Consider the following 16,352-nt stretch of genomic DNA (forward strand, 5'->3'; position numbering starts at 1 on the left):
CAAATTTGATTTAAACTGACATTTCATCTTAGCTATTGCCAAAGTGTATCAATATGGAAAAATCATATGCCCGTTCCTTTATTTTGGCTTGGTGCAAGTGCTGTGGCTATTTTGGCCGGGGCAAAATATTCAAATGATAAACTCCTGGAAGGCTCAGTAGGTCGCTTACCTGGAAACTCGAATACCAAAGTAAAGCCAAGTAATGGTGCCATTGTAACCTGTGGTATTTACGGCCTTTTTGAGCACACAGGTATATGGGTCGATGGTAGTATTCTTGAACTAAAGGGCAACGGATTGATTAGAGGAGTATCACCATCAAGGTTTTTACAAGATCGTAGCGGTGATGATATCTTTATTGCATGTGACACTAATCATAATCCATTAATTTCGCCAGACGCGGCACAACGAGCCATATCTAAGTTATTTAGCTACTCTGAATATGATGTTATCAAAAATAATTGCCATAAGTTTGTTTGGCAATGTATCGCTGGCGAAAATATTCCACTCACACGATTTTCTATCCTAAATCAAAAAATTTCCGAACATTTTTCCACCTATGTTCACTGGCACCGAGTAGCGCCATAACTGGTTGTTATTTGAGCAGCTGGAAGCTTAAATTGATGAATTGGTCTAATTTTTAGTCGTTGTGTCAGCCTTGTGCTATAAATCTTTATATTGCTTAGATGTTTTATGGAGTTAGCTAATGTCACAACATTTTAAAGAAACCCCCAACAATGCAATTGTAGATAGTGGTATCGCCCGCGTTATCCCTTGTAAACAACTGTCGATGAGCGATCCATTTAAGTGGTTAGTGCTTGGTTTAAAAGATGCGAGTCGAGCGCCTGTTCTGACTCTGTTTTTTGGATTAATTTTTACTGCTATTCCTTGGTTTATAACGTATTTAGTACAGCTGACCGGTTGGCATTTAGTGATTATGCCAGCGATTGTTTGTTTTATGCTGATAGGTCCATTTTTAGCGGCTGGCATGTACGATGTGAGTTGGGAACTTGAAAAAGATCATGTGCCTTCTTTATGGCATAGTATAAAAGCTATAAAACGCAATGCAGTGAACGAATGGGGCTTAGGTATTCTACTTGTGGTTTTGATGATCTTTTGGCTTAGGGTAGCGTCTATGGTGCACGCTTTGTACCCCCCTTTGTTAGATGAGAATTTTGAAAACCTTTTTCCGTTTTTAGCTGTAGGCACTGTGATTGGCGCGGGATTTACGCTGCTGGTATTTTTCCTGAGCGCTTTTACCCAACCGATACTTATGGAGCGCAAAGTTGATTTAGCCACCGCGTTGTTAACGAATATGAACGCTGTTTTAAGTAACAAAGGGCCGATGTTATTGTGGGCCTTTATTATATTGCTAGCAGTACTTATTGGATTTGCTACTTGGTTTGTGGGGTTTGTATTTCTGATGCCTCTTATCGGATATGGCACTTGGCATGGTTACATAGCGACTATTGAAACGAAGCGTGAACGTCATTTCGAATAGATTCCAGTAGCATATTTCAAAAGAATTACTTTAGCGGAAATGTATTTTACGTAGATATATTAAAAAAGCCTTTGATCTAAGATAATCATAAGGCTTTTTTTAATGGTTGAGCTTATCGAGGTAGTTTTGAAACTGGGCTTTTCTCTAAAATTTTCTCTGCCCAAAAAGCTTTAACTGAAAAATCTGATTTAGCTTTCTTTTTGGCTTTTTTAGGTGCCGAGGCTTTAGCCGCCTTCTTCTCTACTGCTGGTTTGCTTTCAGCTGCTTTTTTTGGCTTCTCTTCAGCAGCTTTAGTCTTTTTAGCTGGTTTTGAAGAACCAAGGTCAGCAATCATGGCGTTTAAATCAGCTAAGCGCATATTTTTGCCGCCATCAACACTGTACCATCCGCCTTTTGCTTCGATCGCTGGGGCTTTACCATTAGCGGCAGTGTATGCCTCAGTAAAAGCCGCTATTACTTGATCTTTATCCAATTTACTCATAATCAGGTCTTTGCCTTTAATATGTTTATTTTCAGAATAGGGGCGGGTTTTATACCTTTTTTTATTTATAATGTCTAGGGGCCGATATGCTTTGATACAGGGCTTCATTATGAATATAAATACTCTTTATTGAGTCATATTCGATATCTTAATAAACAACAGGAAATTTAATGTCAGTTTCAAATGGTGAATTACTACAATCACTAAATTCGCTCTTAATGCCAGAAAACGTAAAAGACTATTGTCCTAATGGTTTACAAGTCGAAGGCAAACAGAAAATAACCAAGTTAGTGACAGGTGTTACTGCGTCTCAAGCTTTGATTGACCATGCCGTAGCAATCAATGCAGACGCTATTTTGGTGCACCATGGGTATTTTTGGAAAGGTGAGTCGCCATGCATTACAGGCATGAAAAAGACACGCATTCAAACGTTGATGCAACACGGTATTAACCTTTACGCCTACCATTTGCCGTTAGATATACACCCAACGTTAGGTAACAACGCGCAACTAGCAAAACTATTGGGGATCGAAGGAAGCGAAGCGCTAGAGCCTAATAACTCTCAATGTGTAGTTATGCGAGGGAGATTTAATGGGGGCATTGAAACTTCTAAGCTGTTTGAATTGTTAACTACAAAACTGAATAAAACCCCATTGCACGAATCCGCAAACACCAAAAATATTGAAACCGTTGCTTGGTGTACTGGTGGAGGGCAAGGTTACCTGGAAATGGCAGCTGAATATGGCATTGATGCCTATATAACGGGCGAAGTGTCAGAACAAACTATTCATATAGCACGAGAAATGAACATACATTTTTATGCCGCGGGACACCATGCGACTGAAAGGTATGGAGTAAAAGCGCTGGGGGAACATATTCAACAATTGTTACCAATAGAGACAGTTTTTGTTGATATTCCCAACCCAGCCTAAGGCAAAAATTGAAATGCAAAATGATAAGCAGGATCAAAGTTTTGATAAATTTGCTGGTAAGTTTGAGAAGAATATATATGGTTCGACAAAAGGGCGATTACGACATGAATTATTGATTCACCACCTGCATAGTGCCATCAATTTAAAAGGATCTAGTTTAGATATATTGGACGCAGGTGGCGGAACTGGGGAAATGAGTAAGGAGATGTTAGATTTAGGCCACAAGGTTACTTTGTCTGATATATCTTCAGAAGTATTGGTTTTGGCTAAGCAAAAAATTGGCGAAAATATTAATCTGAATATTCAACATACTGACATTTTATCGTTAAATAGTGGTAAACAATATGACTTGGTAGTCTGTCACGCGGTTTTAGAATGGTTACAAGATCCCCTTGAAGTCTTAGTGAAACTAACCGGTTTGGTTAAACCAGGTGGGCATCTTTCAATCAGTTTTTTTAACTATGACGCACAATTGTTTGGCAATATGCTTTACGGTAATTTTGACTATGTTGAAACTGGTATGGTCAATAAAAATATCGTGCGTTTGAGTCCCAACAATCCGCAAAAACCCAAAGTGGTTTTAGCTAAACTAGCAGAGTTACCTATAGAAGTATTAAAAACGGCAGGGATACGCTGCTTTCACGATTACCTAAAACAGCCTGAAAAACAAACTAGTGAATATCAACAGTTAAAGCAGTTAGAAATTCAATATGGCTCGATCGAGCCATATTTATGGCTGGGAAAATATTTTCTAATTATTGCCCAAAAGCATTGAGATATTGAATTATTCCGCGAGTAATTTTTCGATATCCTTTGTCATTTCAGCTGGCTTAGTAGTCGATGCATAACGCTTAACTACTTTGCCTTGTTTGTTTACTAAGAATTTAGTGAAATTCCATTTAATACTTTTGCTACCCATCACACCGGTCGCTTCTTGTTTCATGTATTTGTATATTGGCGCCGCATTTGCGCCGTTAACGTCAATTTTTTTAAACAAAGGGAAGTTAACGTTGAAGTTTAAGCTACAAAACTCTTGTATTTCAGCATCACCGCCTGGCTCTTGATGGCCAAATTGATCACAGGGAAAACCAAGTACAACTAGTCCTTGAGAACTATATTCTTGATATAAACCCTGTAAACCATCGTATTGTGGAGTAAAACCACATTTACTTGCGGTGTTTACAATTAATAATACTTTGCCTTCATAATCTTTAAAATCAACCGTTTCACCATTATTTAATATGGCATCAAACTGATATATGGTATCTGACATTATGATTCTCGTTGTAGAATAGTAGTGTGTATATTGTCACTATTTAGATGTGTTTCAACTAATTAAACTATTAAAAAATAAAGTCTAAGGAAATAAAATTGCAACAGAAAATAGCTTTTATTGGTTTGGGTGTTATGGGATACCCCATGGCTGGGCATTGCAAAAAAGCCGGACATCAGGTGACCGTCTTTAATCGAACTACAGAAAAAGCCTCTGCCTGGGTAGAGGAATTTTCAGGAGCTATGGCGTTAACACCACAACTTGCTGCTGAAAACGCTAACGTTATTTTGTTATGTGTTGGTAACGATGACGATTTACGTTCAGTTATGTTAGGGGAGCAAGGGGTTCTAGCGGGCGTAAAAACAGGAGACATCATAGTTGATCACACAACTGCATCTGCAGAGGTTGCCCGAGAAATGGCGCAACTGTGTAAACAACTCGATGTGGCTTTTTTGGATGCGCCAGTATCTGGTGGTCAAGCAGGTGCCGAAAATGGGCAATTAACGGTGATGTTAGGTGGTCAACATTTAGATTACATGCGAGTAGAAGAAGTCATTAATTGTTACTCAAAATTTAGTCAGTTACTTGGTGAAGTAGGAAGTGGTCAATTGGCTAAAATGATGAACCAAATTTGTATTGCCGGGACCGTTCAAGGTTTGGCAGAGGCTCTTAGCTTCGGAAAAAACGCAGGATTAGATTGTCATGCAGTAGTTGATGTCATTTCAAAAGGAGCGGCTCAATCGTGGCAAATGGAAAATCGATTCGAGTCTATGTTGGCAGGCCAGTTTGATTTTGGTTTTGCAGTTGATTGGATGCGCAAGGATTTAGATATTGCTTTGAATGAAGCTAAAAAAAATGGTTCGACCTTACCCCTTACAGCCTTAGTGGACCAGTTCTATGCTGACGTCCAAAAACACGGAGGCGGGCGCTGGGATACCTCAAGTTTGCTAACTAGACTCAACAACTAAGTTCTCAATTATTGATATTTAGGGGCTAATAATCAAGTCAGTGGCTCGAAATGCCACTGATGCCCGTGGAAACAAATTTTTGTTCTGTCGTATTCTCTTTCGGCGCGCCAAGTACGGTTATTAAGTTTGACGATCACACCTGGGTATACTCGTTTATTAGCCATGAGCTGGATATCTGTCTGATATCTTTCTTTAGACTTATGCATTTCTTGCGCTTTGTTTTCAAGCCATTGTAATAATTGTGATTCATTTTCAAACAATTGCTTGGCTTCATCAACTCGGTCCTGCATGTCTTGTGGGATTAACTTCGAGTTAATAATATTCATTCGTTCGAAATGACGCGTGTTGTTTTGCCTTATCTTTTTAAGAAGCTCATCGAGAGTGTCTTTTCGTTCTAATAAAGTATTAAAACCGTCACTAAAATCGACATTCAAGTTGCTACCTGAAACAGCACCTAAGGTACCAGCAGATACTGCATCTTGGCATTTAATGGTACAAGCAAAGATATTTCCATTGGGTTTATCTATTGCCCCTACCGTTACTTTACCTCCACAATTAATACGACTGTAAGCTAATTGTCTGCCTACAGTGACACTGCCACTACAGGTAATGTCTAACCCTTGTCCATGTTGAATATGAATATTACCTTTGGCTGTCAGGCTAGTACTGTATTCCGTGGCGCTATCATTAACTTTACCCATAGCCCCTTCAGTAATAATGATATCTCCGCCAGCATGTATAGTCGCAGACTCAACAAAGCCGTTAATTGTGACGTCACCTGTCGCACTAATTTCCATTTTTTCAGTTACATCACCGTTTACTAAAACAGACCCGTCATAATCCACATTACCCGAACCTACATTGACTCCTTTACAAATGAAAATGTCGTCAACCCACATTTTTTGATCTTTGAACTTGGGCATACCAGCGATATCAGCAAGCAACAAATTTTCATCGCTGTCACTGATAACCGTGCCATCACCAGGCCTAAACTTAAGCCATTCACCTGGTTTAGCTTTTATAATTTCCCCTCCAACTGTAAAGCCATTTCTCCCTTCACCAGGTGGCATTCTTCGTAGTAACTCAGCTCCCTTTTGTACACAAATAATCGCACCTAGATTACGCATGTCAACGCGAGTTGAGCCCACTGTTTGAGGTTTTAGAATGCGTTCTAAAGCATTTTGTACTAGGGGTTTTAACTTGGAGGATTTACCGACTCTAGGAGGTAATCCTTTGGCTACAAGCGCTTCAAATGTTTCGCCAGGTGGAGCTTGTTCACATTGTTCAACTATATGTTTTAAGCGCTTTGTACTGATGCCGCGCTTAACACCAATTTGATGTAATTCTTTTAGCAAAGAATCAATAGTGGGAAGTTTTCCTGCATAACCAGTAGTGACCGTTAAGAGGGCGGTTAGTTGGTCTTCCACAATTCTACATCTTATTTGACTATCTCTTCGTTCACCAATGCGATTTTCTATAATCGAGGATACGCCATTTTCATCTGATGATTTATAGCTGTTGACTGCATCTATGATATTTTCGTCGAATATAAAAAAATGCTTAAATTCACTCTTTTGAATTAGCTCATGAATATCACTTGCTTCGACTTTTTGTTTCACTAGATCAGGAAGAATATCAAGATCTAAGTATCTGTCAGTTTCATCAGTTTTTAATGTTACACCAAGCATTCAATCGCCTTTGATAATTACAACACACTGTTACAAGAGGATTAAAGTCAGACTAGCATGTCTTCCTTTTAATATCGGCCTAAAATTAACTTTCATTAGTAGTTCACTTACCTAAAATTACAAGTAGTTAGTCTAAACTTCTATAAGCGTGAACCTAGTTTTATAAACTTTGTGCGTAATTGTAAAGCGCTTTTAATATGCTGAGTTTGTCGGGGTTACGTGAATATTCTGCACTTAGTTGTTCTAGTTGCATTAAAAACTCAGGCATTTTAATACTGGCTGATGATTCATTATCGTAAAACTTGAAGTGTCTATATCGCTGCCAGCGCTCAATTTCTGACGCTGACAATGACTCCGCCGCATTTCTTGCTCTGTATCTAAACAACAACGTATTTAAACGTTCGTCTTCAAAAGGCAATGTCAGCTCAGTTAACCCTTGCAAATCAGAGCTAACCACTTTATTCATCAATTCTTTGTCGTGAGACGAAAAGAAGCCCCCAGAATACAATGCGTGTTCAGGATCAACCGCAACATGTTCTTCTGACTCTTTATAAACTTGTTGCAACTTTTCAAGGGTATGCCTATTTGCTTTGATTTTTTGTAAATTTGATAAGCAAAGTTGTCTATCAATATTCAACCGCTGAGCATTTTCTGCACTCAGGGTTTTTGCCGGTGCCAACACTGGGCATTTATTAATATGCATAAGTTTGATTGGCAAACGTTGTTCGTTTTCATCTAACATCGCAGAAGGTGTATAGAGTTTTTCGCGGATCTCATCGGCTGAAAGTGAAAACAAAGGAGAAGGATCCAAGGCTAAATTAAGCACAATGACCGCATTTTTATTAGTTGGATGCATGCCGATTGGAACTATCCACGTACAACAACCGTGAGCTGAAGATATTTTTGATGAAATATGTACCAAAGGCGTCAATTGTTCACAATCAATATGCTCAAGCACTTTTCTTTTATCGCGTAAATTAAAGACGTAATCGTACAATTTTGGTTGGCGTTCTTTTATTAACTTCGCCACAGCAATGGTTGCATAAACGTCTGACATAGCATCATGTGCATCTTGATGTTGTATATCATTCGCCTTCGTTAAATCTTGTAACTTAAAACTGGGTAATTCATCAGCGTTGAGAGGCCAATTAATGCCTTCAGGCCTAAGTGCATAACAAGCTCGCGCTAAATCTATAATGTCCCAACGACTATTACCATGTTGCCACTCTCTTGCATAAGGGTCATAAAAATTTCGATACAAAGTGTAGCGGGTAATTTCGTCATCAAAACGTATGTTATTAAAGCCGGCTACGCAGGTGTTAGGCTGGGCAAATTCGCTAAGTATCTTAGCGATAAAGTCTCTTTCGCAAATGCCTTCTTTTAAAGAGCGCTGAGGGGTAATACCCGTCACTAAGCAAGCTTGCGGAACCGGCAAACAATCATTAGCAATTTGACTAAAAATCATCAAGGGTTCACTAATAATGTTCAAGTCGTAATCGGTTCGAATACCAGCAAACTGACACGGAAAATCCTTTTTAGGATTAGCTCCCCAAGTTTCGTAATCGTGCCAGTAGATTGTGGGTTGTATATTAGTTCCCATTACTGTTTGTTACTCCATGCCAAAGGCATATTATCTGTGATTGTATCAGTGGGTTCTGCGTCATTAATGTTGATTAATAAACTACAGTAATTTTCGCATTAGCTGCATTTAACCGCTAAACCAATGATTATTACAGAATAAATCAGTATTGAAACTGAAAAATACGACACTGTCTATTTCTATCCTAACCTCTATCCATAGCATTTATGGTTAGTGTACTAGGTTTACGTGTTACCAATTAACTAAGGGTTTTGTTTTGTTGTTGAGCACAATATTTACTAGGTGATACCCCAAAGGTTTTCTTGAACTGTTTTGAAAACTGATAAATATCAGAATAACCAACTTCAGTGGCGATATTCCCAAGTTTCTTCTGTGCATTAAACAATAGTCGTTGTGCGATAGACATGCGTTTGCGAATAACATATTGACTGATGCTCGTTTTAAAAAATGATCGCTTTGTTGTAGTTTTCATCGAGATGATACTTTACGGTCAAAAGTACCGGGGGGACTTTTGTTATAGGGTTTTTGGTATCTATTTGCCTTTTTAAATCCTATTTTGATCCTGGCGGTTATATCTAAAGAGCGTCCCTTTATCGCAAGATAACTTCGAGAGGAAAACTATTCCTATTTTAACTTCTAAGTGAAAATAATTAGGTATTGTTATCACTTAAGTCTATCTTTATCAGAGACGATATAGAATTATAATTATTAGAAAACCAAGGAGTTACAGTGGAATCTTTAAAAGTGAACGACCATATGAATCATCGGCCAGTAACTTTTACTAGTAATATGCCTGTGGCAGAAGCAGTAAAACGATTATTACAAACTAAACAAACCGGTGGACCAGTAGTAGACCAACAAAACAAAGTTATAGGATTTCTCTCAGAGCAGGATTGTTTAGTGCAGATGATCGAATCAAGTTATTACAGAGAACAAGTAGCCCACGTCAAAGATATAATGAAAACCCAAGTTTTAGCGATTAAATCCTATACATCTATCCTCGAATTAGCGCAAAAAATGACAACAGAAAAACCAAAGGTTTATCCGGTGGTGGACGACGATGGCTATTTATTAGGTACTATCAATCGCTCGGCCTTATTGAATGCGTTGGATTTGCACTTGCATGATGGTTACAAATTACCTGCAAATTAGCTGAGGTTATTTCTATTATTGCTGGCATTTGTTCGATTCATCTTCTAGGATCCTCGATTCGTTTTTTATTGATGTGATAGAGCAGCCTTTTTGTCGTTAGTACAACCCAACTCAGAGATTAGTGTTAAACAACTTTCCAGTGATATCGCGACTTGTATGTCGAGAGATAAACATAGATTTATCTCTCGTTTACGTAAGATTTCCCGCCTAAGTGAAGATAAGAGACCTGATCACTTAGCCCAGTTGCAAACCGATATACAAAAGTCTTCGCAAATAGTTGCTAATAGGCAAGCTCAATGTCCCGATATTGATTTTCCACCGCTACCCGTTTCAGAAAGACAAGAAGAAATTGCGGAAGCGATTAGCAATAATCAGGTGGTGATCATCGCTGGTGAAACCGGTTCAGGTAAAACCACACAGATTCCGAAAATATGTTTGCAACTCGGTCGAGGTATTAAGGGAATAATAGGTCACACGCAACCAAGACGGCTAGCAGCAAGAACGGTTGCGAATCGCATCGCTGAGGAATTAAAAACACCACTGGGTCATCAAGTGGGTTTCAAAATTAGGTTTTCAGATCAAGTATCCGATAGTACCTATATCAAATTGATGACGGACGGTATTTTATTAGCTGAAATTCAACAAGATAAGTTTTTGAATCAATACGATACCATTATCATTGATGAAGCCCATGAGCGTAGTCTAAATATCGACTTTATTCTCGGGTATTTAAAACAATTGTTACCCAAGCGCCCCGAACTCAAATTGATTATTACCTCAGCCACAATAGATCCTCAGCGCTTCTCAAAACATTTTAATGATGCTCCCATTATCGAGGTCAGTGGTAGAACGTACCCAGTAGAAATTCGTTATCGTGAAAATGAAAGCGGCGACTACGACCAAACCCAAGGGATTATAGAAGCGGTTAACGAACTACAAAGTGAGCCTAAGGGTGACATTTTAGTTTTTCTTAGTGGTGAGCGAGAAATTCGAGATACCGCTGATGCGCTCAATAAACAGCAATACCGGCACACAGAAGTTTTACCTCTGTATGCACGACTAAGTAATAGCGAACAAAATAAAGTGTTTTCTGCACATACTGGCAGACGTATTGTGCTTGCTACAAACGTTGCGGAAACCTCACTAACGGTCCCAGGAATCAAGTATGTTATTGATCCCGGAACTGCACGCATATCCCGTTACAGTGTTCGTAGCAAAGTGCAACGTTTGCCAATAGAGGCTATATCCCAAGCTTCTGCCAATCAAAGGGCAGGGCGCTGTGGTCGTGTCTCTGATGGTATTTGTATTCGTTTGTATTCTGAAGATGATTATCTATCGCGAGACTTATTTACTGATCCTGAAATTCTGCGAACTAATTTGGCGTCCGTCATTTTACAAATGATGTCACTGGGTTTAGGGAAAGTCGATGTGTTTCCTTTTGTGCAGCCACCGGATTCTAGAAGTATTAATGATGGCTTTAAATTGCTAGAAGAGTTGGGTGCCATAGATAATAAACTTGGACGACAAGGATTAACCCATCAAGGGCGGCAACTAGCTAGATTACCCATAGATCCTAGGTATGCCCGCATGGTGGTTGAAGCGGCAAAACAAAATTGTCTTAGCGAAGTGCTTATTATAGCAGCGGGATTGAGTATTCAAGATCCAAAAGAACGCCCCCAGGACAAAAAACAACAAGCAGACCAAATGCATGAGGATTTTACAAATAAAGAGTCTGATTTTCTGGGGTATTTTCAGTTATGGCAAAACTTTAAACAACAGCAGCAAGCCTTAACATCCAGCCAACTACGTAATTGGTGCAAGAAACACTTTATCAATTTTATGCGTATGCGCGAATGGCAAGACATAGTCAGTCAACTAAAAAAGTCTGTTGCGGAACTGGGCTTTGGAATTTCTTCACAACAGGCTGAGTATCAAGCTATCCATCAGGCGATTGCGTCGGGTTTGTTATCACACTTGGGCACTAAAGACGTAAACCGAGAATACCTAGGTGCACGTAATAGTCGCTTCAAGATATTTCCAGGTTCTGGTTTATCTAAGTCTCAACCTAAATGGACAATGGTGGCTGAATTAGTCGAAACCGCTCACTTGTTTGGACGAGTAGCGGCAAAAATAGAGCCTGAATGGATAGAACCATTAGCCAAACATTTAATTAAAACTGAATACTCAGAGCCCCATTGGTCTAAGAAGCAAGGAGTGGTGCAAGCATTTGAGAAAGTAAGCCTATATGGTTTGGTGCTAGTTAACCAAAGAAGAAGAAATTATAGCCAAATAGATCCTGCAGTCAGTAGAGATATCTTTATTCGCGAAGCTTTAGTGAATATGGACACCAAACTAAACTTTCCATTTTTGGCTTTTAATCAAAAGTTAGTAGAAAACGTTGAAGAATTAGAAGATAAAAGTCGTAGACGAGACTTGTTAGTAGACGAAGATACCCTAGTCGATTTTTATTCCGAAAAACTTCCAGAGCATATTTGTTCAGAAGTGAACTTCAAAAAATGGTGGAAAAAACAGGCGAGTGACAATCCAACATTACTCAATTTCGATCCAGATACCTTATTAAAGAAGGGTACGCAGCATATTGATGCCCTGTCTTTTCCTGAAACCTTTAGGCAAAACAATCTTACATTGGGATTAGAATATCATTTTGATCCTAAAGACATTGACGACGGGGTTAGTTTAATGGTGCCTTTGGCGCTGTTAAATCAAGTAACAACTGATGGATTAGATTGGCTAATACCGGGATTGCGCCATGAACTGATTGTTGCCTTGATTAAAGCTCTACCAAAATCCTTGAGGCGTAATTTTGTACCAGCGCCTAACTATGCTGATGCCTGTTTAGCGGATATGCCACAACAAGATAAACAGGGCAATCAGATAGAATTTCTAACGGCATTATCTTTAAAGTTAAAACGTATGACCGGTAAAGAGCTGCAAGAGTCCGATTGGCAACGAGATAAATTACCTCCGCACTTAACCTTTAATATCAAAGTAATTGATCAAAATACCAAGGTCATCGCCCAAGGGCGAGATCTGTTAAAATTGCAACAATCGCTGCAAGGAAAAGTGAAACAAAATTTGCAGGCAGTAGCTACTCCAGAGCTCGAAAAAGAGGGTTTAATCACTTGGGAGATAGATAGATTACCCACGGAGTTTGTGAATAAAACGGGTGGCTATGAAATCAAGGCGTATCCAGCCTTAGTAAATGAAGGGAAAACTGTAGCCGTCAAGTTATTTGACCAACCACACTTAGCCCAAACATCCCACAAGCTTGGATTAAGAAAGTTAGTGATTTTAGGTATCCCATCACCAGTTAAATATTTACAGGACAAATTACCTAACAAGGCGAAGTTAGGACTGTATTTTAATCCCTTTGGTCAAATAGGTGCGCTAATTGACGACTGTATCGATGCAGGGGTAGATGAACTGATTCAGCAATATTGCCAAGACAATAGTTGTGATATTCGTGACAAGAAGCATTTCGAGGCCTGTTGTAATTTTGTTAGACAACAAATCAATGAGAGTGTGTTGGCTATCGCTAAACAAGTTGAAGTGGGTCTGACCATAGCCCATGAAATCAAGAAAAACATGAAAGGTAATGTACCACTCAATCTAATCTACGCTCACGGACATATTAAAAGTCAACTTGACTCACTCGTCTACAAAGGTTTCGTAGCTGATATTGGCGCCCATAAGTTATCCGATTGGCAACGTTATATACAGGCAATTGCTAAGAGATTAGAAAAGGTGGCTATTGACCCAACCAAAGACAAATTACACCAGCTAAATTTGGAAAAAGCGCAACATGCATATCAAGGGAAGTGTAATAAAATTGCAGAAAATCAGCCGATCCCAGAAAAGTTGCAGGAAGTCCGTTGGCTATTACATGAACTACATGTTTCGTTTTTTGCTCAACAACTGGGTACATCGGCCCCTATATCAGTCAAACGAATTTTAAACCATTTAGATTCAATCTAATGCAACTTTAATATTTGAGTTTTATTTGCGTTGACTTTGTTTTCACGGCACCCTATAACCTAAAGGGTAGAATTTAAACAGCTTTGGGGTATTGAATGTTAGGTTACGACGATAAACGCAATTTTTTCCGAATGATGGTTAATTCTGTTTGTGAATTAGAAATCGTTGATGATGAGTCTACACGTAGCTTACAGGCAGTGTGTAAAGATATAAGTGCAACTGGTATGTCTTTCGAAATAGAGGAGAACTCTATTGAAATGGGAACCAAGATCAATGTTTATATTGAATCAACTAATTCTCAAATACCTTCACTTACCGCCGATACTAAAGTCGTACGCTGTGAGGCTGTTGATGATAATTCCTGTACAGTGGGTGTTGAAATTATTGAAATGAAATAAGCAACAATTAGCTGCTTAATTCAATTATGAGCTAACAAGTTGACCATATTTGGTTAACTTACAGTACTTTGCATACTAAGCCTTTCAAATAAAACCCTTCTGGGTAGTTCGTAGAAACAGGGTGATCGGCGGCTTGTCCCAATCTTTCTAGGATTTGTACCGTCCTTCCTGCATCTAGTGCTGCGTCCGCTATTACTTTTTGAAATAACTCAAAAGACAGTAATCCAGAACAACTAAAGGTACATAAAATACCGCCAGGTTCCATAATTTGCATGGCCAACATATTAATGTCTTTGTATCCACGACAACCTCGTACCAGTGAACTTTTCGAATCGATAAACTTAGGAGGATCTAGAACAATTTGCTGAAAACATTTACCTTGTTGTTTGTAATCTCGCAATGCTTGAAATACATCCGCATTCAGAAACTCACATTTATTTGTGTCTAAAGCATTTATCTCAACATTTCTTTTTGCTGTGGTTAAGGCTAAGTCTGATACATCGATGTTAGTAATAGTTTTAGCTCCACCTGCTAAGGCATAACTTCCAAAAGTGCCGGTATAACAAAAGCAATTGAGTAAGGTTTTATCTTTTACATATTTAGCGGTAATGGCACGATTGTCTCTTTGGTCTAGATAAAAACCGGTTTTATGCCCTTGCTTAACATTCACTATTATCTTTATACCGTTTTCTTCGATTACCACTTCTTCCGGTACATCACCATGTAAGACTTGAGTGAGTGGCTCCAACCCTTCCTTTTTACGAATCGCTACATCACTGCGTTCATAAATAGCACATTCTGGAAACTCCTTTTTAAGAGCCCACACTATTTTATCTCGATGTTTTTCAGCTCCGGCTGATAACAACTGACAAACTAAAACTTCCGCATAACGATCAATAGTAACGCCCGGTAAGCCATCTGATTCAGCGGCAATCAGCCTATACCCGGTTAGTCCATGTCGCGCTATTAGCTCTTCTCGCGAGGCCTGAGCCGTAGCAATACGTCGTTGAAAGAAACCGTTATCAATGATCTCATTCTTATCGAAAGTCCAAATTCTTACCTGAATTTGTGACTCTGGTGACCATGCACCTCGCCCCAAAAACTCACCATCATGGGAATACACATCTACCGTATCTCCCGTATTAGTTCTTCCTACCGTTTTTTCTATGGCACGAGAAAAAATCCAAGGATGTTTACGTAATAAAGACTTTTCACGACCGGGCTGCAAAATAACACTAGATGACATAGGATAACTTCTGTAGAAAATTTGCCGCAATTGTACATCAGGGTACAGTTTTGCTAAACACAATTTCAGCTTCAAAAAAGGGTCCAACACTTTGAACACGTCAATGCAGTACATAAAACATCAAAATGGATGCGCGCCTGACGCGCTAGAAATTCAACAAGGCAAGATCCCTGAACTGGCTCCTAATCAAGTGTTACTTAAAGTAGCCTGTTTTGGTTTAAATCGCGCCGATACGTTGCAACGACAAGGTAAATATCCAGCGCCAGTAGGTGAAAGCGAGATTTTGGGGTTAGAGGCGAGCGGCACAGTTGTACAAATTCATCCACAGCAAACGACCGAAGGGCACTTTAAGCTTGATGATAAAGTATTTGGATTAGTGGCTGGAGGAGGTTATGCAGAATATGTTGCAGTGAACACTGAGCATTTAATGTTAATTCCTACTGCTTTAAATATGACTAAAGCAGCAGGTATTGCAGAGTGTTTTCTAACGGCTTATCAGGTGCTTTTTATTGAAAATGATTTACAACCCAACCAGCATATATTAATTCATGCTGGTGCTAGTGGTGTCGGACTTGCGGCGATTCAGTTAGCTAAACGTATCGGTTGTTCGGTGGCAGTCACTGCGTCGGGTCAAGCTAAACTAGATTTATGTACAAAGTTAGGCGCAGATCTCGCCATTAACTATCAAACTCAAAACTTTGCTGTCGAAATTCCTAAATATTGGCAAGGCTGCGATTTAGTGGTGGATTTTGTTGGCGGTGATTATCTAAACAGAAATCTAAAAGTACTCAATCGAGATGGTAAAGTTGTTTATTTGGCGATGTTAGCGGGTCGCTATGCAGATCAACTCGATATGGCATTGATGTTGGGAAAACGAGCGACAATAAAAGCCTCAACATTGAGAAATAGAAGCGATCATTATAAAGCACACCTAATACAACAATTTACAAAGGACTGTTTAGTGGATTTCGATAGCGGTCAACTCTTCCCTAACATTGATTCAGAATATCCAGCTAGTGACATAGGCAAAGCTCATCAACGAATTGAGAACAACCAAACTATGGGTAAGTTGATTGGATGTTGGTAACTTAGAGAAACGTTAACTGTACTGTTGTCGAGA

Annotated in this window: 15 protein-coding genes; 9 read left to right on the forward strand and 6 right to left on the reverse strand. The window is 39.2% G+C overall.

Features of this window, described 5'->3' with window-relative positions:
• Window positions 1-66: 66 nt before the first annotated feature.
• Both KO534_RS05145 and KO534_RS05150 read left to right on the forward strand, forming a co-directional pair.
• Entirely contained in the window at window positions 67-585 is a 519-nt protein-coding gene (locus tag KO534_RS05145; protein WP_215928041.1) for a hypothetical protein, read from the forward strand.
• Between the two features lie 118 nt (window positions 586-703).
• The gene (locus tag KO534_RS05150) at window positions 704-1,498 is read left to right on the forward strand and encodes a DUF2189 domain-containing protein (RefSeq protein WP_215928043.1); all 795 of its coding nucleotides are present in this window, start codon (window positions 704-706) and stop codon (window positions 1,496-1,498) included.
• A 112-nt stretch (window positions 1,499-1,610) separates the two neighbouring features.
• Here the strand turns inward: KO534_RS05150 and KO534_RS05155 are convergent, their stop codons facing one another.
• A complete protein-coding gene (locus KO534_RS05155) occupies window positions 1,611-1,979 on the reverse strand; it encodes a hypothetical protein (protein ID WP_215928045.1) in 369 nt (122 codons plus the stop codon).
• A 170-nt stretch (window positions 1,980-2,149) separates the two neighbouring features.
• Here KO534_RS05155 and KO534_RS05160 point away from each other — a divergent pair, with 170 nt between their 5' ends.
• Both KO534_RS05160 and KO534_RS05165 read left to right on the forward strand, forming a co-directional pair.
• A complete protein-coding gene (locus KO534_RS05160) occupies window positions 2,150-2,911 on the forward strand; it encodes a Nif3-like dinuclear metal center hexameric protein (RefSeq protein WP_215928054.1) in 762 nt (253 codons plus the stop codon).
• 13 nt (window positions 2,912-2,924) lie between these two features.
• Window positions 2,925-3,686: a methyltransferase gene (locus KO534_RS05165; RefSeq protein WP_215928056.1), complete on the forward strand. Its 762-nt coding sequence runs from the start codon at window positions 2,925-2,927 to the stop codon at window positions 3,684-3,686.
• A 9-nt stretch (window positions 3,687-3,695) separates the two neighbouring features.
• Here KO534_RS05165 and KO534_RS05170 read toward each other — a convergent pair whose 3' ends face one another.
• A complete protein-coding gene (locus tag KO534_RS05170; RefSeq protein WP_215928058.1) occupies window positions 3,696-4,184 on the reverse strand; it encodes a glutathione peroxidase in 489 nt (162 codons plus the stop codon).
• 98 nt (window positions 4,185-4,282) lie between these two features.
• On the opposite strand from KO534_RS05170, the gene KO534_RS05175 reads away from it, so the two are divergent.
• The gene (locus KO534_RS05175; protein ID WP_215928061.1) at window positions 4,283-5,152 is read left to right on the forward strand and encodes an NAD(P)-dependent oxidoreductase; all 870 of its coding nucleotides are present in this window, start codon (window positions 4,283-4,285) and stop codon (window positions 5,150-5,152) included.
• A 32-nt stretch (window positions 5,153-5,184) separates the two neighbouring features.
• Here KO534_RS05175 and KO534_RS05180 read toward each other — a convergent pair whose 3' ends face one another.
• The 3 genes from KO534_RS05180 to KO534_RS05190 form a co-directional block, all read right to left on the reverse strand.
• A complete protein-coding gene (locus KO534_RS05180; protein WP_215928064.1) occupies window positions 5,185-6,840 on the reverse strand; it encodes a DUF342 domain-containing protein in 1,656 nt (551 codons plus the stop codon).
• 160 nt (window positions 6,841-7,000) lie between these two features.
• Window positions 7,001-8,440: an exodeoxyribonuclease I gene (gene sbcB, locus KO534_RS05185; protein WP_215928066.1), complete on the reverse strand. Its 1,440-nt coding sequence runs from the start codon at window positions 8,438-8,440 to the stop codon at window positions 7,001-7,003.
• A 238-nt stretch (window positions 8,441-8,678) separates the two neighbouring features.
• A complete protein-coding gene (locus KO534_RS05190; RefSeq protein WP_215928068.1) occupies window positions 8,679-8,912 on the reverse strand; it encodes a helix-turn-helix domain-containing protein in 234 nt (77 codons plus the stop codon).
• 257 nt (window positions 8,913-9,169) lie between these two features.
• Between KO534_RS05190 and KO534_RS05195 the strand changes: the two genes are divergently transcribed.
• The 3 genes from KO534_RS05195 to KO534_RS05205 all read left to right on the forward strand — a co-directional run bounded on the left by KO534_RS05195 (window position 9,170) and on the right by KO534_RS05205 (window position 13,986).
• Complete coding sequence (locus KO534_RS05195) at window positions 9,170-9,592, forward strand: CBS domain-containing protein (RefSeq protein ID WP_215928070.1); 423 nt, start codon at window positions 9,170-9,172, stop codon at window positions 9,590-9,592.
• Between the two features lie 90 nt (window positions 9,593-9,682).
• The gene (hrpA, locus tag KO534_RS05200; RefSeq protein WP_215928072.1) at window positions 9,683-13,588 is read left to right on the forward strand and encodes an ATP-dependent RNA helicase HrpA; all 3,906 of its coding nucleotides are present in this window, start codon (window positions 9,683-9,685) and stop codon (window positions 13,586-13,588) included.
• A gap of 95 nt (window positions 13,589-13,683) precedes the next feature.
• The gene (locus KO534_RS05205; protein WP_215928074.1) at window positions 13,684-13,986 is read left to right on the forward strand and encodes a PilZ domain-containing protein; all 303 of its coding nucleotides are present in this window, start codon (window positions 13,684-13,686) and stop codon (window positions 13,984-13,986) included.
• Window positions 13,987-14,044: 58 nt separating this feature from the next.
• Here the strand turns inward: KO534_RS05205 and KO534_RS05210 are convergent, their stop codons facing one another.
• Window positions 14,045-15,232 carry a class I SAM-dependent rRNA methyltransferase gene (locus tag KO534_RS05210; protein ID WP_215928077.1) on the reverse strand — a complete coding sequence of 396 codons (1,188 nt, stop codon included), beginning with the start codon at window positions 15,230-15,232 and terminating at the stop codon, window positions 14,045-14,047.
• A 103-nt stretch (window positions 15,233-15,335) separates the two neighbouring features.
• Here KO534_RS05210 and KO534_RS05215 point away from each other — a divergent pair, with 103 nt between their 5' ends.
• Window positions 15,336-16,319 (forward strand): NAD(P)H-quinone oxidoreductase, encoded by a 984-nt coding sequence (locus tag KO534_RS05215; RefSeq protein WP_215928079.1) that lies wholly within the window; start codon window positions 15,336-15,338, stop codon window positions 16,317-16,319.
• Window positions 16,320-16,352: the final 33 nt, after the last annotated feature.

The organism is Paraglaciecola arctica (assembly GCF_018861065.1).
In the GTDB taxonomy this organism is placed as follows: Bacteria; Pseudomonadota; Gammaproteobacteria; order Enterobacterales; family Alteromonadaceae; genus Paraglaciecola; species Paraglaciecola arctica_B.

Coding starts and splice junctions, on each gene's coding strand:
- KO534_RS05145 (WP_215928041.1), top strand. CDS start 67: ATGCCCGTTCCTTTATTTTGGCTTGGTGCAAGTGCTGTGGCTATTTTG.
- KO534_RS05150 (WP_215928043.1), top strand. CDS start 704: ATGTCACAACATTTTAAAGAAACCCCCAACAATGCAATTGTAGATAGT.
- KO534_RS05155 (WP_215928045.1), bottom strand. CDS start 1,979: ATGAGTAAATTGGATAAAGATCAAGTAATAGCGGCTTTTACTGAGGCA.
- KO534_RS05160 (WP_215928054.1), top strand. CDS start 2,150: ATGTCAGTTTCAAATGGTGAATTACTACAATCACTAAATTCGCTCTTA.
- KO534_RS05165 (WP_215928056.1), top strand. CDS start 2,925: ATGCAAAATGATAAGCAGGATCAAAGTTTTGATAAATTTGCTGGTAAG.
- KO534_RS05170 (WP_215928058.1), bottom strand. CDS start 4,184: ATGTCAGATACCATATATCAGTTTGATGCCATATTAAATAATGGTGAA.
- KO534_RS05180 (WP_215928064.1), bottom strand. CDS start 6,840: ATGCTTGGTGTAACATTAAAAACTGATGAAACTGACAGATACTTAGAT.
- sbcB (WP_215928066.1), bottom strand. CDS start 8,440: ATGGGAACTAATATACAACCCACAATCTACTGGCACGATTACGAAACT.
- KO534_RS05190 (WP_215928068.1), bottom strand. CDS start 8,912: ATGAAAACTACAACAAAGCGATCATTTTTTAAAACGAGCATCAGTCAA.
- KO534_RS05205 (WP_215928074.1), top strand. CDS start 13,684: ATGTTAGGTTACGACGATAAACGCAATTTTTTCCGAATGATGGTTAAT.
- KO534_RS05210 (WP_215928077.1), bottom strand. CDS start 15,232: ATGTCATCTAGTGTTATTTTGCAGCCCGGTCGTGAAAAGTCTTTATTA.
- KO534_RS05215 (WP_215928079.1), top strand. CDS start 15,336: ATGCAGTACATAAAACATCAAAATGGATGCGCGCCTGACGCGCTAGAA.